Origin of the sequence: Dysgonomonas termitidis, assembly GCF_042654545.1 — a bacterium.
Lineage (GTDB): Bacteria > Bacteroidota > Bacteroidia > Bacteroidales > Dysgonomonadaceae > Dysgonomonas > Dysgonomonas termitidis.
On record NZ_JBHSGN010000078.1, the window covers coordinates 13,362 to 33,443 of the forward strand.

At 42.2% G+C, this 20,082-nt stretch carries 30 protein-coding genes and 1 pseudogene; 22 read left to right on the forward strand and 9 right to left on the reverse strand.

Annotation, left to right across the window (positions count from 1 at the left end):
• Window positions 1–104: 104 nt before the first annotated feature.
• Together ACFO6W_RS13260 and ACFO6W_RS13265 are read right to left on the reverse strand one after the other, a co-directional pair.
• Window positions 105–1,289 carry a FecR family protein gene (locus tag ACFO6W_RS13260; protein WP_379997191.1) on the reverse strand — a complete coding sequence of 395 codons (1,185 nt, stop codon included), beginning with the start codon at window positions 1,287–1,289 and terminating at the stop codon, window positions 105–107.
• Between the two features lie 75 nt (window positions 1,290–1,364).
• Complete coding sequence (locus tag ACFO6W_RS13265; protein ID WP_379997193.1) at window positions 1,365–1,934, reverse strand: RNA polymerase sigma factor; 570 nt, start codon at window positions 1,932–1,934, stop codon at window positions 1,365–1,367.
• Window positions 1,935–2,203: 269 nt separating this feature from the next.
• On the opposite strand from ACFO6W_RS13265, the gene ACFO6W_RS13270 reads away from it, so the two are divergent.
• Window positions 2,204–2,569, forward strand: coding sequence for a transposase family protein (locus ACFO6W_RS13270; protein WP_379997195.1), 366 nt, complete (start codon window positions 2,204–2,206; stop codon window positions 2,567–2,569).
• Between the two features lie 92 nt (window positions 2,570–2,661).
• On the opposite strand, the gene ACFO6W_RS13275 is transcribed toward ACFO6W_RS13270, so the two are convergent.
• The 4 genes from ACFO6W_RS13275 to ACFO6W_RS13290 form a co-directional block, all read right to left on the reverse strand.
• Complete coding sequence (locus tag ACFO6W_RS13275) at window positions 2,662–2,817, reverse strand: hypothetical protein (RefSeq protein ID WP_379997197.1); 156 nt, start codon at window positions 2,815–2,817, stop codon at window positions 2,662–2,664.
• A gap of 26 nt (window positions 2,818–2,843) precedes the next feature.
• Window positions 2,844–3,557, reverse strand: coding sequence for a hypothetical protein (locus ACFO6W_RS13280; RefSeq protein ID WP_379997199.1), 714 nt, complete (start codon window positions 3,555–3,557; stop codon window positions 2,844–2,846).
• A 99-nt stretch (window positions 3,558–3,656) separates the two neighbouring features.
• Window positions 3,657–3,986 (reverse strand): IS66 family insertion sequence element accessory protein TnpB, encoded by a 330-nt coding sequence (gene tnpB / locus ACFO6W_RS13285; RefSeq protein ID WP_379997201.1) that lies wholly within the window; start codon window positions 3,984–3,986, stop codon window positions 3,657–3,659.
• Window positions 3,987–4,024: 38 nt separating this feature from the next.
• Window positions 4,025–4,414 carry a hypothetical protein gene (locus ACFO6W_RS13290; protein WP_379997203.1) on the reverse strand — a complete coding sequence of 130 codons (390 nt, stop codon included), beginning with the start codon at window positions 4,412–4,414 and terminating at the stop codon, window positions 4,025–4,027.
• A 14-nt stretch (window positions 4,415–4,428) separates the two neighbouring features.
• Between ACFO6W_RS13290 and ACFO6W_RS13295 the strand changes: the two are divergent.
• Window positions 4,429–4,596, forward strand: a pseudogene (locus ACFO6W_RS13295) (site-specific integrase); the annotation flags it as partial.
• A gap of 95 nt (window positions 4,597–4,691) precedes the next feature.
• Here ACFO6W_RS13295 and ACFO6W_RS13300 read toward each other — a convergent pair.
• Window positions 4,692–4,988 (reverse strand): helix-turn-helix domain-containing protein, encoded by a 297-nt coding sequence (locus ACFO6W_RS13300; RefSeq protein WP_379997205.1) that lies wholly within the window; start codon window positions 4,986–4,988, stop codon window positions 4,692–4,694.
• A 66-nt stretch (window positions 4,989–5,054) separates the two neighbouring features.
• Entirely contained in the window at window positions 5,055–5,366 is a 312-nt protein-coding gene (locus tag ACFO6W_RS13305) for a helix-turn-helix domain-containing protein (RefSeq protein ID WP_379997207.1), read from the reverse strand.
• 54 nt (window positions 5,367–5,420) lie between these two features.
• Here ACFO6W_RS13305 and ACFO6W_RS13310 point away from each other — a divergent pair, with 54 nt between their 5' ends.
• The 20 genes from ACFO6W_RS13310 (at window position 5,421) to ACFO6W_RS13405 (ending at window position 19,027) form a co-directional block, all read left to right on the forward strand.
• Window positions 5,421–5,669, forward strand: coding sequence for a hypothetical protein (locus ACFO6W_RS13310; RefSeq protein WP_379997209.1), 249 nt, complete (start codon window positions 5,421–5,423; stop codon window positions 5,667–5,669).
• A 53-nt stretch (window positions 5,670–5,722) separates the two neighbouring features.
• A complete protein-coding gene (locus ACFO6W_RS13315) occupies window positions 5,723–6,673 on the forward strand; it encodes a hypothetical protein (RefSeq protein WP_379997211.1) in 951 nt (316 codons plus the stop codon).
• A gap of 19 nt (window positions 6,674–6,692) precedes the next feature.
• Complete coding sequence (locus ACFO6W_RS13320) at window positions 6,693–9,695, forward strand: N-6 DNA methylase (protein WP_379997213.1); 3,003 nt, start codon at window positions 6,693–6,695, stop codon at window positions 9,693–9,695.
• A gap of 129 nt (window positions 9,696–9,824) precedes the next feature.
• Entirely contained in the window at window positions 9,825–10,337 is a 513-nt protein-coding gene (locus ACFO6W_RS13325; protein WP_379997215.1) for a helix-turn-helix transcriptional regulator, read from the forward strand.
• Window positions 10,338–10,341: 4 nt separating this feature from the next.
• On the forward strand, window positions 10,342–10,983 hold the full coding sequence (locus ACFO6W_RS13330) for a nucleotidyl transferase AbiEii/AbiGii toxin family protein (protein WP_379997217.1): 642 nt from the start codon (window positions 10,342–10,344) through the stop codon (window positions 10,981–10,983).
• Between the two features lie 115 nt (window positions 10,984–11,098).
• Complete coding sequence (locus ACFO6W_RS13335; protein ID WP_379997219.1) at window positions 11,099–11,275, forward strand: histone H1; 177 nt, start codon at window positions 11,099–11,101, stop codon at window positions 11,273–11,275.
• A gap of 698 nt (window positions 11,276–11,973) precedes the next feature.
• On the forward strand, window positions 11,974–12,264 hold the full coding sequence (locus ACFO6W_RS13340) for a DUF4326 domain-containing protein (protein ID WP_379997221.1): 291 nt from the start codon (window positions 11,974–11,976) through the stop codon (window positions 12,262–12,264).
• Window positions 12,265–12,291: 27 nt separating this feature from the next.
• Complete coding sequence (locus ACFO6W_RS13345) at window positions 12,292–12,783, forward strand: hypothetical protein (protein WP_379997223.1); 492 nt, start codon at window positions 12,292–12,294, stop codon at window positions 12,781–12,783.
• 11 nt (window positions 12,784–12,794) lie between these two features.
• A complete protein-coding gene (locus tag ACFO6W_RS13350; RefSeq protein WP_379997225.1) occupies window positions 12,795–13,100 on the forward strand; it encodes a hypothetical protein in 306 nt (101 codons plus the stop codon).
• 99 nt (window positions 13,101–13,199) lie between these two features.
• Entirely contained in the window at window positions 13,200–14,150 is a 951-nt protein-coding gene (locus ACFO6W_RS13355; protein WP_379997227.1) for a hypothetical protein, read from the forward strand.
• Window positions 14,147–14,380 (forward strand): hypothetical protein, encoded by a 234-nt coding sequence (locus ACFO6W_RS13360; RefSeq protein WP_379997229.1) that lies wholly within the window; start codon window positions 14,147–14,149, stop codon window positions 14,378–14,380. Before ACFO6W_RS13355 ends, ACFO6W_RS13360 begins: the two co-directional genes overlap by 4 nt.
• Window positions 14,381–14,490: 110 nt before the next feature.
• Entirely contained in the window at window positions 14,491–15,417 is a 927-nt protein-coding gene (locus tag ACFO6W_RS13365) for a DUF932 domain-containing protein (RefSeq protein WP_379997231.1), read from the forward strand.
• A gap of 95 nt (window positions 15,418–15,512) precedes the next feature.
• Entirely contained in the window at window positions 15,513–15,797 is a 285-nt protein-coding gene (locus ACFO6W_RS13370) for a DUF4120 family protein (RefSeq protein ID WP_379997233.1), read from the forward strand.
• 22 nt (window positions 15,798–15,819) lie between these two features.
• The gene (locus tag ACFO6W_RS13375; protein ID WP_379997235.1) at window positions 15,820–16,074 is read left to right on the forward strand and encodes a hypothetical protein; all 255 of its coding nucleotides are present in this window, start codon (window positions 15,820–15,822) and stop codon (window positions 16,072–16,074) included.
• Window positions 16,075–16,222: 148 nt separating this feature from the next.
• Window positions 16,223–16,429 carry a hypothetical protein gene (locus ACFO6W_RS13380; protein WP_379997305.1) on the forward strand — a complete coding sequence of 69 codons (207 nt, stop codon included), beginning with the start codon at window positions 16,223–16,225 and terminating at the stop codon, window positions 16,427–16,429.
• Between the two features lie 18 nt (window positions 16,430–16,447).
• Window positions 16,448–16,666, forward strand: coding sequence for a hypothetical protein (locus tag ACFO6W_RS13385; protein ID WP_379997237.1), 219 nt, complete (start codon window positions 16,448–16,450; stop codon window positions 16,664–16,666).
• Between the two features lie 92 nt (window positions 16,667–16,758).
• A complete protein-coding gene (locus tag ACFO6W_RS13390; RefSeq protein WP_379997239.1) occupies window positions 16,759–17,826 on the forward strand; it encodes an LPD29 domain-containing protein in 1,068 nt (355 codons plus the stop codon).
• A gap of 32 nt (window positions 17,827–17,858) precedes the next feature.
• Window positions 17,859–18,017 (forward strand): hypothetical protein, encoded by a 159-nt coding sequence (locus tag ACFO6W_RS13395; RefSeq protein WP_379997241.1) that lies wholly within the window; start codon window positions 17,859–17,861, stop codon window positions 18,015–18,017.
• On the forward strand, window positions 18,004–18,549 hold the full coding sequence (locus ACFO6W_RS13400; RefSeq protein ID WP_379997243.1) for a fibroblast growth factor: 546 nt from the start codon (window positions 18,004–18,006) through the stop codon (window positions 18,547–18,549). The genes ACFO6W_RS13395 and ACFO6W_RS13400 overlap by 14 nt, the downstream gene beginning before the upstream one ends.
• 34 nt (window positions 18,550–18,583) lie before the next feature.
• Window positions 18,584–19,027: a hypothetical protein gene (locus ACFO6W_RS13405; RefSeq protein ID WP_379997245.1), complete on the forward strand. Its 444-nt coding sequence runs from the start codon at window positions 18,584–18,586 to the stop codon at window positions 19,025–19,027.
• Here ACFO6W_RS13405 and ACFO6W_RS26500 read toward each other — a convergent pair.
• Window positions 18,973–20,064 carry a class I SAM-dependent methyltransferase gene (locus tag ACFO6W_RS26500; RefSeq protein ID WP_459952363.1) on the reverse strand — a complete coding sequence of 364 codons (1,092 nt, stop codon included), beginning with the start codon at window positions 20,062–20,064 and terminating at the stop codon, window positions 18,973–18,975. The two genes, ACFO6W_RS13405 and ACFO6W_RS26500, sit on opposite strands and share 55 nt — an antisense overlap.
• Between the last annotated feature and the right edge of the window lie 18 nt (window positions 20,065–20,082).

Genomic DNA, 20,082 nt, shown 5'->3' on the forward strand with positions numbered 1-20,082 from the left:
GTTTTTCCTTTTGTTTTTAATGTGTTAGTGTTAGTATAGAAGTTGTTATTTCCTTTTTGTAATTACTCATAGTGTGATCGTTTTTTATTAGAAATAAGGTTCGATTATTTTTTTTGAACAGTAATATGTCCGTCTTTTATATTATATTCTATAGGATTGGTGTTATGTATAGTTTCCATAATATCCTGAATGTTATCAAAAAGGACAAGTTTACCATCACACTTCATGTTTTCAATCCCCTTATCATAAGTGATAGGTATATCATAATAGCGTGATAGCTTGTTAAGAATGGAAGCAAGCGATTCGCCGGAATATTGCAGTAAACCATCCTTCCAGCTTATATAATTGTAAACATTCACTTTTTCGGTCTTTACTCTGCCTTCTGCTACAGTTAGCTTCAAATCGGGCCTCAATTCTACTTCTTGATCGAAAGCGGTTACAGCTACTTTTCCTTCGACTAAGACTACGGACTGTGCTGATTCATCTTTATAAGCAGAAACATTGAAACGAGTACCTAAGACTTTTACTTTCATTTCAGTGGTGTTTATATAAAAAGGCCTATTTTCGTCTTTCGCCACCTCTATATATATCTCTCCTTCTGCTCTGATCTCTCTATGATTGTCTTGAAATACCGGAGGAAACTCTAGTGTAGATCCTGAATTAATCCATATTTTTGTGCCATCTTCCAATACAAGGAATGATCTTTTCCCGCTGGGAACAACCAACTTATTGAACCGGATTTGTTTCTTATCAATAGCTTTTGTTGTCTTTTCATTATCACCATTTGAGATAACTATATTCCCATCAGATTTATATTGTATATCTGAGTTTTGTTCCAACGTCACAACCTCATCATCAGCAAGGATAAGCAGAATATCTTTTCCATTCTGTTTTTTTTCGGCCAATCCTGCTACAAGAGTCTTTTCTTCAGAACTTTCTTTAAAGTAAAAGAAATTGAAAACAATAAATAAAGCAATAGCTGCGGCTCCGGCTATACCCGATATGCTGTAAAGGGTACGTCGGCGTTTTTGTCTTTTTTGTATATTAATTCTTTCCTTGATCGCTTGCAGTATGTCGTCTTTTTCGTCAGGGGAAAGTTTATAGTTGTTTAATGTCACAGACTTTAATATTTTAGTTGCTTTATCGATCTCACTTTTTAATTCGGGATTCTTTTCGAGCAATCCTTCCCATAAAATGCAATCTTCTTCTGATGAAAAAAGTTTCCAACATAAAAAAGAATCATCACATAAAAGTTCATAAGTCTTATAATGTATGTACTCTTTGTTCATAGAATATATTAGTTTAAGATAAGACATATTTGGGTATTTTTTGTTCCCATTTTTTTGAAATATTTTCAAAAAAAATTATTCACGCATTCGTTTTATGGCTCTAGATACCAATTTTCGGACTGCGGGGGCAGTCATATCTAGAAGTTCTCCAATTTCTTCATACTCCATCTCTTGTATAAATCTCAGGTAGATTGCATCGCGTTGGCGGTCGGTAATTTTATTTAGTAGGCGGTCTATATGATTTTCTATATCCTTTCGTTCTTCTTCGCCAATGAGAAAATCGAGTATTGTGGATTTTATGGAAAAAGACATTTCAAAATATGAGATAGCTGTTGTTTTTACAGAAGAACGATGCAAGTCGAATAACTTATTTTTGAATATCTTGAAAAGATAAAATTTCAATCGGATAACATTTTTTAATATTTTCTTATCGAAATATAGTTTGTAAAAAACATCTTGAATGATGTCTTTAAGTGTTTCGCGGTCAAATCCTAAACTGATTCCATAAGCAAGCAACTCATCCACATATTTAGTATACATGAATGAGAAAGCCTTGTCATCCCCGGAAAGAAAAGATTTGATATACTTTATATCTTCCTCATCAGACAATTTCGAATTATTTTCATACTTATTGGTATTTACCATAAATATTTTTTTAGGGCGTTACCCTATTAAGTTTTTTTGAATATTCACTTATTTTAAGATTGTTTGATATGCAAATCTAATGAAATATTTCTATGCCAAGAATATATTTAGAAAATATGGGGAAGTATATACTTTATCGTACAATATGGATATTCTTGCAGCTTTGTCTTTTGGAGAAATCAATTGATGTGTTTTATTTGTAATAGAGTTTATATTTAATAGTTTATTAAGACGTTCTTTTACATACCTTTGCGATTCATTAATCACAAATGAAATACGACAAGATTCGAAAAAATCCGAAGCAATTATTATCATTAACGGGTTTTAATTTATCGGAGTTTGAAGCATTTTTGCCAACCTTTAAGTATCATTGGGAAGAATATCATTCTCATTTTACGTTAAAAGGTCAGCCCCGCATACGGGTTTCTTATGGGAGAAAGAGCAGTCAATTACCCTGTATAACAGATAAATTGCTGTTTATTCTATCCTATATGAAGAATAACCCCTTACAGGATTATCATGCAACGTTATTCGATATGACTCAACCCCAATGCAATCAATGGATACATCGCTTATCTGATATTTTGGATAAAACCTTAAAACGTTGGGTGAACTACCCGACAGGAATCATTTAAGGGTAAAATATCCGGCAGGCCAATGTGAAAATATATTGCTTGATGGAACAGAAAGGCCAATAGAACGTCCGCAGGATTCAGACAGGCAAAAATCATGTTATGTACTTTTCCAGTTTCTTATGTATAACAGTGCCCTGTCTTGAACCATTCCCGTAGAAGTAGTATGCCAGGTTAAGATTCTTTGCGGACATGGCCCGGATATATTCTTTGCTGATGTTCGGCGCATCCGGATTTTCACTCTTAGCCATCACTTTATAATAGGTCTCATTACAGCTTATATAATTATCTTCCAGTACCGCCTGGCCAAGAGCTTTGATAGGTTGTCGAATATACCGGCTGTTTTTGACAGCAATCCGTTTGCTGTTGCTTTATTTATATGAAAGCCGTTGTCATTGAAGTACCTTACTATACGTTCAACAGGCATTGAGTAGATATACCTGAGTTGTGCCATGCCGGCGATGAAGGAACCCTCAAAACTTGAGTTTTGGAGCGGAGTTCGGCTTGCTTTACAACAGAAGACCCGTTCGTCTTGCCTATATGTGTGAAGCCTGTAGCCTATCTTCTGGAACTTCACCGGGATCATCCGGTACCTGACAGATTCACGGATGCCTATTAAAATGGCTGTCCGTATATCAAACTGCGTATCATCAGGGTACACATCTTTAACCACTTCTTCCAGTTCATTGTGCATATCCCGTTTCGCACCATTATTCTTACGGGCTTTCAGGTCTGCTTTCGGCCTGGCTTGCCCGGAAGCTGTTTGCTGTTCCTGTCCTGTTCGGGACTGCTTTTCAGATTTATTGGATATAAGCTTGGATATGCCTCTGATTTTATTTGCCGATTTAGTGAGGGATTCGTCTTTCTGAAGTAAGGCTTCCTGTAAGGAAGCAATAGTTTCCTCCATGGACTTGATCGTCGCAGACAGCGTTTCTATCTGGGTTAATAACTGCTTGTTGAACACATTGGCTGCTTCCAATTGTGCCGTCAATATTAGCTTCCATCCTGTTTCTTACCATGCCTTAAAGGTACGAAGGAATATGGACATAAGCAAGTATTTATGTGATTCATTTAATTGATTATCAAATCATTAAATTAATAAAAAGCGTGTCCTGTAGCGTTTACGGAAGCGTACGCTTTCAAGTGAGACCCCTGACATTATGAAGCTAAAAGTCTCCCGGGACAGCTCATAATAGCCTGTAGCCGGATCTATTTTAGGCAGTTCAAAGCTACCCCGTTCCAAGCGCTTGTGATACAACAGGAAGCCATCGGTATCCCACTTTAATATCTTTACGCTTTGCCTATTCTTACCAAAGAACATATAAATATCACCGTTCATTGGAGAAAGCGGGGATTCCGATTTGATGAGATTGAACAGAGCGTCAATCCCGTTATTCATACGCACAGGATGTTGACACAAAAGTACCTCGTGTTATCGTTAAGACCAAACATAGAGCATTATTTTTCAGGATGATATAATGATAGTAACGAAATTAAACTCTCTGCCGTACATTCCTGCAAGGTCAGATTGACATTATTGGGAAAGGTAATGCTGATACCTTTGAGAACACTACCTGCCATGACAGGGTGACTCTGTGGCCTGAACTGGATAAAGGTTTGCGGATTATCGCCATTTACAAAATCCTCGCATCTGGCCTCAGCTTGAAGCTCTCTTATAAAGATTCCATGGCGTTGAGCCCAGTCTAAGAGCCTTTCATAGTTAATGTTATTATCCTCACAATATGACTTGAATGATAAATGCGGGGTTGTCTTCAAACATTCCTTATAACCTTCAAGAACTCTCATCTGTACCGATGATGTATTCTTTTCTGCGGGATGATTTTCCATACGCTTTTTTATTTGCCAAAATGATGGGGCATGCGAATATTTCCACGACACAGGGTTATGCACAAATCACGGAACAGAAAATATCGGAAGATATGGACAGGTTAATGATACGCAGGAAAAAAGACGCTCCGGGAACAGATGCAGGCCGGGATAAGACAGCAGGGACACATGACAACCAATGACATATCCAAACTATAATACCAACGGCAGGCTTCACATGAATAGCCTGCCGTTTCACAGTATCATAGTATCCTGCAAAATACTTACCAGACGGAAATTACCTGAACTTCTCCCTGTAATTATCTTCCAGTAGTTTTTCGATATCAGAAGCGCGGTAAAGGATTTTACCGGCCAGCTTGATATACGGGATACGCCCTTGGTCGCGGTAATCCTGCAAACTGCTCCGGCTGACCTTCAGTTTTTTCGACAATTCCTCGTCCGTATAAAAGCTCTCCCCGTTCAATGTCGGCTTCCGGGCAGAAAACAAGCGCTCTAATGACGAAGAGAGGCGATCCAATGAATGGAACAATGATTTTATCCGTTCATTTTCAGATGTAATTAATTTATTACCCATATTTTCCGGTTTATATTATATTCTAAAACTCATACCTGGGGTACGATTAACATTTTCCTTTCGTGATTATATCTGCTTCCCTTTCTTAACAGCCGCTTTTCGCAGATAATCCACCAGTGGAATAATCTTCTCCACATCTTCCGGTTTGTAGTAGACTTTGCGGCTGATCTTGCTAAAGCCTAACGCACCGTTATCCCGGAGCGTCTGTAAAGTCCTTTGGGATATGCTAAGCAGCAGGCATACATCCTGGTTGTCCAGCCATTCGCCGGCTTCCTTACCGGCATGTAAACGGCAAAGGGTTTCCATGCGGGTGATAAAACGTTCAAAAGCCGAGAGCATTTTCTCAAATAGTTCCGCGTCGATATTTACAATTTCCATAACATTCCTCTTTTAATTTATTCCTGATGCAAACAAAATACAAAAAGTAAAAGGATGTATGCCGCTGACGACCTGTTGCATCCTTTATCATCATATGTCACCGGGCAGGAGGTTTTGAGAGGGGGAAAAGCTCCGTCAAATAAAACCGGAAATCCCCATAGCCACAGGCAAAGGTATTCCCGTGTCCTGAACGGCGGGGCAAGGTCAGGCCTTCCGGTTTCCGGGAAAAATCATCCTCGCTTTGCTCCGGTATTTTTCCGGAAAACCCTGCCCCGCCTGGACCCGGCCTTTTCCGGCCTGTAGCTATGGGTATCTCCGGCCCCACAAGCCGGATTAACAAAAAAAGAAAAATAAATATGCTACAGAAAGAAACAAAGCGTAATGCAGCAGAAGGTGCGGAACTGGACCTGCTTTCTTCAATCTACAAAATTCAAATCCGTAACGAGGAGAAAATATCGGATGCAGACCGCATATTCTGCGAAAGGCAACAGGCAAGCCTCTACCGCAGCCTGGATGAAATCGGCCGCTGGTACGGCATCTTTGCCGGGGAAGCCGCCAAATACACGGAAAGCCATAAAGTGACCTACCTGGCCAACGGGAAAGTCAAAATACATGAACCCTACCGCGGTTATGAAACTATCAGGACGGACTATACGGATTTTGAATTCAAGCCGTTTGACGACATCGACAAACTGGCTGAAAAGAACTACAACGCCATACTGGCTTTTGCCAAATCAATCGTCGCCTATTTTAACAACACATATAATGTGTCGGCGCCTTACCCTGAAATAGATAAGGAGAAGCTGCCGGTGGGATTCCGTCCGCTTTATCAAAGCTATGTGGACCAGGTAATCGAACATCTGGGAGGACGCAGCTTCCGGGATACGGCGGAAGATGAACTGATCAGGAGATTCCTTCACGCGGTAAGTCCCGGCCGCTGGAGCAAGGTGAAACCCGAACTGAAGAAAGACAAAATCGTATTTCCCGATGTAATCAGTTTTGACAGTTTCTGGACGGAGAAAAACAAACTGCATTATAACTACCGGAAGGAGCTCGAAGACCTTTGCGCCGGAATAGCCTTCGGCGCGGATAACACGCTGCATGGAGGCACATCCATGATAATCCGGTTCGATGACGATAATGTGGACATCTCAAGCCCATATACTTTGTCAATAAGCAATGCCGAAGAAATGAAATTCTTCAAGAACGGGCGTATCGACGTCAAGTTTAAAGATGCTAAAAAGGCAGACGCCTGTTTCTATAAACTGAAACTGGATACTATTGAATTACAAAATGATGAAGATTAACTTTTAAACAGGAACCACTATGTACCGGATAATTCCCCAACAGATACCGCAGGACAGGCGGGCGGAGATCAATGAAAAGATTTTATTCTGCATCGACACAGGCAAGAATGAGTTGCCGCCTGAAACTATCTACAACTGCTACACAGGCGTCGGCGGGCTGCATAACCTCAAGCAGGAAGATTTTGCCAGCTATCATGAATATTCCCAAGCTAAGAAAGAATTCGAGATGGGACAGTTCTTTACGCCGCACGAGATTTGCAGGGATATGGCAGGATTGATAAAGCCCGGAGAATCGGATATGGTACTCGATATGTGCTGCGGTATGGGGAATTTCTTTAACCATCTGCCGAACCAACATAATATATATGGTTTCGATATCGACGGCAAGGCTGTTTCAGTCGCCCGTTACTTATATCCCGACGCCCATATCGAAAAATGCGACATTGTCCAATACAAGCCGGATAAACGCTTTGATATGATAATTGGAAACCCGCCGTTCAATCTGGAAACAAACCGGCAGCTATCCCAGTTCTATTATATGGGAAAAGCCCATTCCGTCCTGAATCCGGCAGGCATACTGATGATAATCGTCCCCTGCTCTTTCCTGCAAAACGAATTTTGGGAGAAAACAAAAGTCACGGCCGTAAACCGTGATTTTTCTTTTATAGGACAGGCCAAACTGGACGCCAATGCTTTTGCCTCAGTCGGAGTACATAATTTCAATACCAAGGTAATGGTGTTTATGCGTGAATCGCGGCACATTGAAATGACCCCGTACAATGCAGAGGAGTTTCTTTCATGGGAAGAGCTGGGTAAACGGATCGATGCGGCCAAAATACTCAAAGCCAACCTGAAGGTGAACCTGATAAGGGAGATGCATTCGATAAACAGGGAGGAACTGGAGCGATTCGAATATAAGTTAAATAAGTACCTCTTTGAGTTGAAGACGCACAGGCATCTCCAAAAGCACTATGACAAAGCGGTCGCGCTTGTTGCCAAGTTCCACAACCAGCAACCTCCGGCGGATTGCACCAATGAACAGTACAGGGAATGGGAGAGAAATAAACTGACGACAACCAAAGTACTGGGCATCATCCGCAAGTATATCACCAGCCAATATGTAATACCCCGTAAAGAGGTCGCCTTGGTTAAAACAAGTTATGGCTTCAAGTTGAAGCAATATGCTCCCCGCCTGCTGGATGGGATAAAGCACCGTTTTGCCAATATAAACGACCTCGTTCTGGGCAGGGAAAGCCTTCCGGTTCCTCCCGGATATACTCCCGGGATAAGAAAGCAGATAAAAGCAGCCGAAAAACTGATTAGCAGGAAGCAACGGGAATATGAGATTCAGAGCCGTATATTCTCTGAAATGGATACCGATCCCGAAATTCAACACTATCTGGATAACGCGACGTTTATCAATAAGGAACGGGAGGTTTGCCGGTTTACCAATTTACAGAAACATGACCTGAACCTGATCCTCCAGAAAAGGTACTCCCTGCTGAACTGGCAGCAGGGTTCGGGTAAAACGGCGGCGGTATACCATTATGCGAAATGCCTGCTCAAATACCGGAAAGTAAGGAATGCGATCGTGCTGGCCCCGGCAATAGCAACCAATCTCACATGGGAAACATTTTTGAAAGTGAACAGGGAGCGGTATTATACCTTGCGAAGCTATAAGGACTTCAGGAACATCCCCGAAGGAACCTTTCTCGTGGTCAGTATATCCATGCTCGGTAAATTGAAACGGGATTTGAGTAAACTGATAAAACTTCATTCACGGAAATTCTGCCTGATATTCGACGAATCGGATGAGATCACCAACCCGGTATCACAACGAACCAAAGCGGCGCTGAGTATATTCCGAAGGTTGAATTACAAAATACTCGATACGGGAACCACCACCCGGAACCACATCACCGAGTTATACAGCCAGTTTGAGCTGCTGTATAACAACTCCATCAATATGATGTGTTGGTGCGACAGGATCTATCACCAGGATAAAGGCGGGGATATTGTCAGGAAGGTCAATGACTGTTACGGCGAACCTTTTCCTGCATACCAGGGACATAACCTGTTCAAGGTTTGCTTCTGTCCGGGCAAGGCCAGTGTATTCGGTATTGAAAAGCAGAACCAGGATATCTACAATAAAGAGGAATTGTTCGACCTGATCGGAAAAACGATTATCACCCGCAAGTTCAGGGACTTCGCCGGGGAGAAATATGAGGTAAGTACCCATCCGGTAACTCCCGCCGATGGAGAACGGGAGGTTTACCGCGTCATTGTCGAGGAATTCTGCCGGATATGCGAATTATACTATAACAGTACCGGGGACACAAAAAAGGAAGCCGGATTGCGTTTGATGAGGCAAATAAAACTATTGATTAAAGCCTGTTCCGTACCCAACCTGATAGACGGTTACTTCGGCGATCCGTATCCAGGCAAAACAAGATATATCCGGAATATGATAAAGTCGATACCCGGCAAGGTAACTATAGGATGTACTTCTTTGGCCGCTTTGGATATGTACGGGCAATATATATCCGGACAATTTCCCGGCAGGCCCGTATTTATTATCAAGGGGGATGTCACATTCAAAAAACGGCAAAGCATCATTACCGAATTTGAGGATACCCTGAACGGTATCCTTATCTGTACGCAGCAATCGCTGAAGAGTTCGGCGAATATCCCGACCTGCAACGATGTGATACTCGAATCCCTGCAATGGAATATCCCGAAGATGGAACAGTTTTACTTCCGCTTTATCCGGCTCGACTCCAGAGACCGGACGCGGGTGCATTTTGTATCTTACGAAGACTCGATTGAGCAGAACCTGATGGCCCTGGTACTGACAAAGGAACGGCTGAACGAATTTATCAAATCAGGCGAAATAAAAGAACAGTCGGAGATATTCGAGGAGTTCGACATCACCATGTCCGTAATCGAAAGCCTGCTTACCCGCGAACAGGACAGTGAAGGGAAATTCCATATCAGCTGGGGTAGCCAGAGGCTGGTGTGTTAAATAATGGCTACTGAGAAAGGATTAAGCCTGCCCTTTCTATTATAACAGAATCAAAAAAGAAACAAAATAAAGAAAACAGAAGTGTTTATTTTTATTATCTTTGTAACGAAAACGAGTAAATGTATTCTTATGAATCCAATAATAGACCTAATAAAAGGTATCCATCCCGGTATTTATCTTGACCGGGAATTAAAGAAGAGAAAGATGGCCAAAAGCCGCTTTGCCTTATCTATTGATGAATATCCGCAGACTTTAGTAGCAATAACTAAGGGAAAAAGACGGATGAATCCTGAGCTTGCATTAAAGATAGAACAGGCCCTGAATATTGAAGAGGGATTTTTCATGATATTACAGGTGTATCATGATATTGCTCTCTTAAAAAAGAAAAAGTGCAAGGACTATCATCCGGATTTGACAAAGATAAATCCGACCCTGTTCTGGGATACGAGAATAGAAAATATCGACTGGGTAAAAAATAAACGCTCGGTTATCCGGCGGATTTTTGAACGGGGAAACGAGCAGGAAAAAGCAGAAATTTTCCGCTTCTATGGAAAAGACACTATAAATGAGGCTTTGAATTTTTATACCGATATTAAGCCTTCTGTCAGGGATAAGGCAAATAAGTTTCTATCAAAAGTATAAGATTATGCTATACTATAACACGATTACGCCTTTGCTGCTCGCATCGTTAAATAAACTGATGCAGGCCGGTATATTGAAACCGTTCAGGCTGGTCGGCGGCACAGCTTTAAGCTTGCAGCTTGGCCACAGGGAGTCTGTCGATATTGACCTGTTTACGGATTCTGAATACGGCAGTATTGATTTTGAGGCTATAAAGGATTATCTGGACAGGGTATTTCCTTATGTTTCGACATCGGAAATTGATTTGGTCGGATTCGGAAAATCTTACTATATAGGAGAATCCGCTTCTAATTATATTAAGCTGGATTTATACTACACGGATCCTTTTATCCGCCCCGTAAAAGAAGTTGACAATATCCGGCTAACGGATGTCGAGGATATTATAGCGATGAAACTGGATATATTCTCGCGCAACGGTCGGAAAAAAGATTTCTGGGACTTGCATGAGTTATTAAACAGCTACAGCATCGACCGGATGCTTTCATTCTATACGGAACGTTACCCTTATGCCGAAAACGAGCAGGAAGTTATTAATAACCTCACACAGTTCGATTTTGCTGAAAACGATCCGGATCCGGTGTGTCTGAAAGGGAAATACTGGGATTTAATCAAGCTTGATTTTGTTGAAACCATAAATACAAAATAATATTTTCAGGCCATCATCATAGGATATGGCGCTTATTTTTTTCAAAAAGCAGCATGCAAATTTTATGAATACAAGACTTGACATTATCTTTGCGTGAATTTTAAACAAAACAACAATGAAAAATTTAACAGAGAACTTAGCTCAACTATTTGCCGAGTTTGGGAAAGATGCAAGTTCCCAGGTGGAAAGTGGAAACAAAGCAGCCGGACAACGCGCCAGAAAAACATCTTTGGCAATCGAAAAGGCACTGAAAGAATTCCGCAAAGCCTCACTGGATGCATCCAAAAAGTAATCCCCATTCTTATCTGTAGTTGTAAAAGGTTGTTTTTTTATCAAAATAACCTTTTTTATTTGATAACAATTATCCCAAAAAGGGCATTCATAAATAAAAACAGGAGGTTGCCGCTCCTCACTGTAAACTACTTTTCTTCCGGACAACATTATAAATTCCTTTTATTCCTGTCTGTATCACCTCGTAGCCGTCCAATTTCTCATAGATTGCCCCTAAAGTTTTACAACCATAATGTTTGGCTTAATAGTTCTCCTCATTTTCCGCCAGTATTCAAAATCGATCCAACCCTGTTTCCGGTAGGATGAAAACAACTCCCGCAGCTGTCCTGTCGTCAAATGTTTTATATCATAAAAACGCTCTGTCATTCCTTGTGTTTTTTCTTGCTGTAAAGGTAAGGAAAAATAGAAAAATAAGAGATAGCCCATTCATAATTATAGGTTCCCCCTTTTGATGGATAAACGGGAAAAAGGGGAAGATGTAAAAGACCGCCGTTTTCAGTCCCACAGGCAAAGGTAGCCTGCGTGTCCTTAACGGCGGAGCAAGGCCGGAGCCGCTAAAGCGGTTTCCGGGAAAAATCATCCTCGCTACGCTCCGGTATTTTTCCGGAAAGCCCTGCACCGCCTGGACCCGCGCCCTTTAAAGCCTGTGGACTGAAAAACGACGGTTTCCACATGAGTATTCATTAAAAAAGGCATGATATGAAAAAAACAACAGTAGTGAATATACGGCAGAATGAATATGACGTATATATCGGCAGGGCGGGAAAAGGGCAAGACGGATATTTCGGCAATCCGTTTCCGTTAGAAGATAAGTCAGCCAGAGGTTCGACACTTGAAAAGTATAAGGAATATTTCCATAAGCGTATTCAGGCAGATCCGCAGTTCAGGGAAAAAGTTCACGCCCTTAAAGGGAAAAGATTGGGCTGTTTCTGTAAGCCGCATCCCTGTCATGGAGATATTATTGCCGGATACCTGGAATCGCTTTCATAATAAGTGTAATCATAAACTATCTGGATTATGAATCTATCCGAAGCGAAAGTAGTGGTAACTACACAGAAAGAAACAGATAACGGCAGTCACGCCGGCGATTGGTTCCTGTTATCCGATTACGGGGATATGGGTGAATTCTTTGGCGCGTACTGTTCGTATTTCCCGGAAGAGAACAATCCGGTGTTCAGGTATCCGGCATGGGAAAATATTCCGGATATATTGATAAATGAAGAATGGTTCTGCCCGAATTTCTTTGAGATAAGGGACGCGCTGGAACGCCTGGATGAATCGGAAACAGATCATTTCCTTGCCTGGTGCAGTTATCACGGGCATGATATAGCTGTGGACGATCCTCACCTGCTGGTTACGAATTACCGGGACAACCACACATCCTGTCCTGAATTTGACTATGACATGATAGAAATACCGGATGATACTTCTGATTATCAAATATTTAACAGCAGCTTCTTTGATATTGAACGCAATTCGTTTGAAATATTCAATGATAATTACGATTAACAAATACAGCCATGCAGATAGAATTCTTAGGGCCGGTTTACCCTACAAGCCGGAAAGCGGTGAACGCGTTTACGGATATACTGAATATGATACTCCTGTCGGATAACATTGTGGAGTTTAACAGGAACCTGTTGCAAAGGAACCGATCCGGCAGGTTATCCGCCCATTTCTCCTGGTCGTTTGCAAACTATACATTCAGTTTATGGCAGCGGGTAGGTTCCGGTTCGGATATATGCTTCGGGCATAAGCTGATTGAATTGCACTATGTGACGCTGGTATGCAAAGACCGGCGAAGGGCAAATATAACGACTCATTAATAACACATAAAAGGATGTCGAATAAAGGAAATAAACACGGAAGAGTGACCGCAAGGCTGCTCTTCTCTCATTTTACAACACTTAAAAAGATAAAAAACAATGGATACGAAAAAAGAAATCGATATGGATATGGTAACCGGATTAATGGATGAAAGCTATTCACTGGCCTATGTCGGTTATGACGAAAACCTTAATAAAAAAACCGCTGCCATTGCAAAATGCCTCGAGGCAAAAAACGGCGACGCGCTTTTGGAAGATGTGGAGGAATGGTATTTCCCGCAAATGGAAGAATCGGTATCGGATATTATGGAAGGCCTCAAAAAGGACCTGGCTGACCTGGGCTATAAGAAATGGGAAGCCGAAAAATTCTTTGAGGAGAACGTAGAAGGGATCAAAGAGGCTATCTACAGCCGGGACGACTCGAATCCGCTAAAAGACCTCCTGGGGAATACAGGTAAAATACCTGTCCGTGCAGAGCTGTTATCCAATTACGATTGCATCAACTCGCACCGGCTGGAATCATCCGGCGGGTACAGCTACGAGGAATCCTACTTCGGGGATATGGTCGATGCCCTGAACCTTAACCCGGCGAAAGTGAAAGAAGTATTAACAGGGCGCGGAGAGAAAACGACCGGCAAATTTCCTGACAAATGTTCAAGAAACGGAAAAGAGCAGGTTTCCTATGAACAGTTTTATATAGAGCTGGAAAATTCCTGCTGCGGGGCGAACCTGCTGACCTATGCCGCGACAATAGATTTGCAAAAACTATATGAAGCGGATTTCAACCTGCCGGGAATCATAATACCCAAAGGCAATGCCTGCGGCCTGTTCAGCTCCATGCAGGGAGGCGGCAGCCTGATGGAAATGGAATTGCGGGACGATGTGAAATTACACCTCGCCTCAGGCGGATATCCCCGTTTCCGGCTAAGGGTGGAAGAGGACGGTAAAGGCTATGATTATTCCATCAGGCAGGTGTATGGGGTCATTGACTCATTCTATGGTAAGCCCCTGGACATTATTAATCAACCTCAGATACCTCAAACAGTATGAAACAATATGAAGTAAAAACAAGGTTCGTCTTTGAAGGGATATTCCGGGTGAACGCGGAGAATCGGGAAAAGGCACGCGAAAATGTTGAAAAACACTGCGGCCTGGTAATGGGTGGTAATATTCATACAACCCTGGACGAAAAAGACGTTGACTGGGATTTTGGCATTCATCCGGAAACGGAAATAGCAGGTGTAAAGCGAATCGGGAAGAAAAATAACCAACTCAAATAAATAAAATATTTCATAAATGTTTTAGCATCCTGTAACGGTTCCGGTTAAACTTCCTCAAACAATAAAGAGAATATATAAATCATTTTTTAACAATCTTAAAAATTACAATTATGAACGAATTAATGACAAGAAAGGAAACATTCGATTTCCAGACAAACAAAGTAGAGATCATGGATCTGCCGACACTGAAGCGTACCCACATGGAAGATGATTACGAAGGCAATCCCCTTCGCGGACTCTATCATTTCCAAGCAATTGAAAATGTAATCGGCATCTGTGATAAGTACAACCTTAATTATGATGTCGAAGAAATATTTGCGGCGCATAACAACAGCAAGCATCTTCCGGGCGTTACCGTTTTGAAGAAAGAGGAAATTGCCCACGGGGAGAAATCGGTAGTCGCCCATATCCTGAGGCGGATATTTACCACCATCCGGATCAATGATTATGAGACTGACGAATTAACTACCACAATTGTATTGACTTACCATCAGGACGGTATCCAGGCTGCAATCGGACCATGTGTAAAGGCTTGCCATAACCAATGTATCCTGAGCGCCGAACGTATCGTTTCGAATTATGGAAAAAATAAGGTTGGCACGGAAGAGTTATTCAGGACGGTAGACGGGTGGCTGAGCCAATTTGAAACCCAGATGACCGAAGACCGTGAGCGGATAAGGCGTTTGAAAGGGACAAGCATCAACCAGCGGGAAGTATATACCTATATCGGTTTGCTTACAGCCCTGCGTGTAGCCCATGACAGTCCGGATGAAACACTTTCGGCCGGAGTGGAAAACTACCCGTTGAATCAATCGCAAATCTCAGCGTTTACAGAAGATGTGCTTAAAAAGATGAAGGGACGCGATACCATTTCGGCATGGGAGCTTTACAATATAGCGACAGAATATTACAAGCCGGAAAAGACCTCGATCCCATCCCTGGTACATCAGAACGTCGCGTTCGTATCAGCGCTCGACAGCTTCTGTCAGTTTAAGGATAAAGAAGTGATAGATGTGGAGGCTGTATTAGTTTCCTGACAATAAGTATTGAAGGGAGCCTTCCGGCCACTCGTGACGGAAGGTTCCCTTCTTATTTATAGCAATATGAACTTAAAAAAATAAAGACACGAATTATGGAAATCAAATGCGAAGCAAGATATGCAGAAGCAGTGGCTTATGCGGAGAAAACCGGAGATAAAACATTGCAGGATTGTTTAGACAGGCTCAGGCAATGGGAGATAAACCAAAAATGCGTGATTACACTCTGTTATGATCACGCACCCCTGTCATTTTACTTTGAAATGAACGACCAATCCGGCAGGCGGGTGATGAACGGAGGATTGCTCTATCATGGAAACCCGGATGAATCCCGGGCGGTTACATTCGATCCTGCAAAAGGCTGGCAAATACATACTTAACCCCATCATTTAAACGACAGTTATGACAAGCGACGAATTGGTCACTACATTCAATATTCCGGCAGATAAGAAGAAAACTTTCTTTTTTAATAAGGAAACAGATCATCCGGAAGCGGAAGCAAAAAAGTTTTGCAAAAAGAACCGGATGAAATTTCTCGGCATCCGGGAGATGGAGCCTTATACCCTCCACACATGGCAGCATTATAAAACGGTTGCCTTCGATGCAGAGTGTGATGAGAAAAGCTGCCGGTTCTTTTACGGGTTCGGTAAATTTTAAATAATCGCATTCAAGCCGGGAAGCCATAAATGTATTTACGGATATCCTGACCATTGAAGTATAACAAGCCATTAACCCATTGATATGAAACCTGAAAACAGGGATAAGGAAGATTATACATATAAAACAACTTAAATAAAATACAATGATGACAGAATCAATTATTTCCGCTATCTGCAACTCATGCGGCTGTGATAACGGACAGGCGCAGGAGTACCTTGATGATGAGACCGGCAACCTCCGGGAGTTAAGGGATCTGGGTGATCTGAGGTACAGCGATATGGAAACAGCGTGCGATAACCTTGGACTGGAACGCGACTACATAGCGTATTTTATCAACGCCTTAGCGTCTTAACCCTAAATTAAAATAGCCATGAGTTTTTTCAAAGATATAGATACCCGTTGGAAAGGCAAAAGAATCAGGATAAAGAAAGGACATCAGAGAGCCGGAGAAACGGCCGTTTTTTCACACACCCTCAATGGGTATGACGGATTCGGGCTGGTATTCAAAAGCGACGAAGGCAAGTCCGGTATCTTCATCCGGTCACGGGAATTGGACTTGATTGAAATCATTAAAAACGAATTACCATGAACCGAAGCCTGATTATTGTCAAATCACCAAAGTCCATGATAATAAAAACCATGCAGGTCCCATCTATCAATTGAAAACAAAATTATTATCATATGAAATATTTTACAACTATAAGCAGCCTTGCGGAACTGAAAAAGCAGTACCGGAAACTTGCGATCGAAAACCATCCTGATAAGGGCGGCACAACGGAAGCAATGCAACAGATAAACCTGGAATTTGAGAAGCTGTTTGCCGTATGGAAAAACGACACGGGTACCACAGATACAGCCACAGGCTACGAAAGCGATTATGCGGAAGCATCGGCAAAAGAATATACCGATTATGTCTATAATGAGTACCGCTACCGGGGAAGCAACTATAAAGGTCAATCCCCGGAAGAAGTCGTGGATATATTGCATATATGGCTGAAAGAAACTTACCCGCGATATAAGTTCTCCGTAACCAGAAAGCATTATGATTCAATCGGTATTTATTTGATAAGGGCTGACTTTGAAGCATTCTTCAAAGAATCCGCCTGCAAATGCTCAAAGCAGCTTAACCATTACCATATAGAAAAAGATAAGGACCTGACAGATCGCGCCCGTGAGGTAATGGACAATGTATATCGCTTTGTTAATTCATATAATTTTGATGATAGCGACGCTATGACGGATTATTTCCATTGCAACTTCTACCTGAACATGGGTATCGGCACCTGGGAAAAACCATATAAGATAGAGATACCAAAGCTGCAAGCGAAGAAAGGAACATTACCTCCGGTGTTCAAACATCCCGAAGGGGCAACCCATAAAGCGATCAGGCAGGCGCTCGGGAAAGCACGCTTCAGCTATATTGAAAGTAAAAAATACAGTGGAATGTTGATACTTGGGGAAGACCATTACAGCGATGGTGGCGAACATCATTTCTGGGGGCTTAACTATTCAAGCGGGAAAATGGCCCGGAAAAGGATAGACAAACTCCAGGCTGCGGGTATCATTTGTAAAACAACAGGCTGGAATGGCGGATACATCCGGTTTACCGGTTATACACCCGAAACGGAAGCGCTGCTCGAAAAGGAAAGGCAGGAGTGGATTGAAGCGAAGAAAGCCTGGGATCTGGAACACGGGAATGAAGAAAATATGGAAGCGGAGGGAGCCTCAAGGCTCTCTTCTTATTTATAGCGGTATGAACTGATAAACAAGTCATAAAAACTATGATACAGCAGGATAAAGACACGCCGGATATAATCGACCGCCTTCTGTCCGGATTCGATGCGCCGGAGTTCTTATCTTTCGTCCGGTCCCTTCTTGAATATAAGCCGGCAGCAAAAGTAAAAGTCAAATGTAAAAAATACCAAAATGAAAAAGCATAAGCAGGAGGATGTCAGCGACTGGATGGAAGAAGCCAGGGAACTGGCTAAAGCTGAACGGGAACTCCAAATTGACAAATGGGTAATTATATCCATCGAATACCGGAAGAAAGGCGGTGAGCGCATAGTCCTTCACCGCTACGACCTCCCAAAGGATCTCCATGAGAAATACGGATGGGTCATCCGGTGGAGGAAGGCCAGGTGCCAATGCCTGTACCCTCGTGAGTCAATAGAGCTTTACCATTCCTATTATGATAAAAGAACGGGAATGAATACGGGTTTCAATTCGTGCCTGTCAAAGCTGGCAGCATCCAAAGCCCGGATTACAATAGCAAAGAAACGGGAACAGGAATACCTCTGTTTTCAAAAGCAGAATAATCTCTTTTTTGATGAGAATACCGACGAAGACCTGATTAAATTCAGGGAAAAGCTCAAAAAGAAAGAAGAGAACTACAATCTGCTTTATCAAAGCATCCGGCATGCGGCGCAGAGGCATATTTCCGGGCAGAAGAATAAAGAATCAGCCTTGCCGTAAGGCGGCTATGTTTAATTAAAAAAACTAAAAAACGATGGAACTTTCATCAAAACCGACAAAACACATACTGGTAAAGGCTAATTGCCAAAGCGAGTGGGATTGCTGCGACTTTGCCGTCATCACCTGTGACGATTCCTGGAAAAAAGGACTCAGGAAAAAACTGGACGCTATCGGGGCATTCAATGCTCCGGACAGTTTCATCTCTTTCAGATTCTATGATAGCAGCGTGGAATTTTACCAATCGAAAGATGACGAAGCTGAATTATTATCAGGAGAAAAGGAATGGGAATTTGTTACGCTTAACGAGGATGAAGAAGAATCATTCGAAAAACCTGAAACCCGGCTGGAACAGGGGTTGCTGGTCCTGTACAAAGACGGCAGCGGATTTTACAAGGCTTACGGTAAATATACAGGCGAAGAATTCTATACGGCTATATTTCCTATAGGTAAAATATTGGATAGTATGGAAAATAAGTGAACTCGTGAAAAATAAGAAATCCGAAACTTATTGGAAAGGCCGGATTTCTTGTTTATTCTATTATCACAGATAATACTATTCGTCCTTATCTGCCATAACCGTATAAAAGACATTGGCAAGGATTTCACAATCGCAGGATCCGCCTTCTTCCCTGAGTCCGGACAGGATTTCCGCATGATTTTCGTAGACAATATTATCCGTAAGCCAATTTTCCGTATAGCGTAAGTATTGTTACACTCTTTGCCGGATAGTTTTTCAACCGGGTGATCCGGGAAGGAATCCTGTTGTTTCTTATCCAGGACAGTAGCATAAACGGAATTGCCGGAGATAAGCGGAGTCCTGCGCATAACAAAATAGACATAAGCAAAACAGTCCTTATATGTCAGGTAAAATTCCTGTTCTTCCTCTATAGCGGAAGCAAACTGTTTGCCCATCCCCTTTTTCATTGAATCGAAATAACCGTACCAGCATTCATCCGGCAGGGTAAAACGAGTATGCAGCCTGTAGCCTGCTTCTTTTATCCGGGCAAGGTGATAGTCTATACTTTCCAACTCCCGGTTATGAAAGGCATTGTCAAAATAATCATACACTTCACCGGGAAGCTCTTTATCTGTCAGCAGGCATAATTCAGACATAGCCAGGTAACCTCCGGGCCTGATATATTTTCTCCACAGGGACAGGCGTTTACCAAAATCCAATTCTTCAAAGGCGCCTTCGGATAGGAGTAGATCCAGGCTTTCTTCCGTAAAAGGCAAATCGGTATATGAGGACAAATGTGTTTTTATCCTGTCCCCGATACGACTCCCTTTTGCTTTGGCCCGGATAGATGGAAAGAACAATCCGTTCCTATCGACAGCTGTAACGGTTCCTTTCCTGTATGTCCCGGCCAGCAACAAGGCTTGCTCTCCCGTACCGCAAACAATATTCGCGATCTGCGGCTCGGGATTCTTTAATTTTATCTGCTGCAATACCTTGGTGGTAAAGGTATCGCTCCCCGGGCAATGCCGGATTGCAGGATATTGGTTCGCAGGATTCATAAGCATTGTAAAATTACA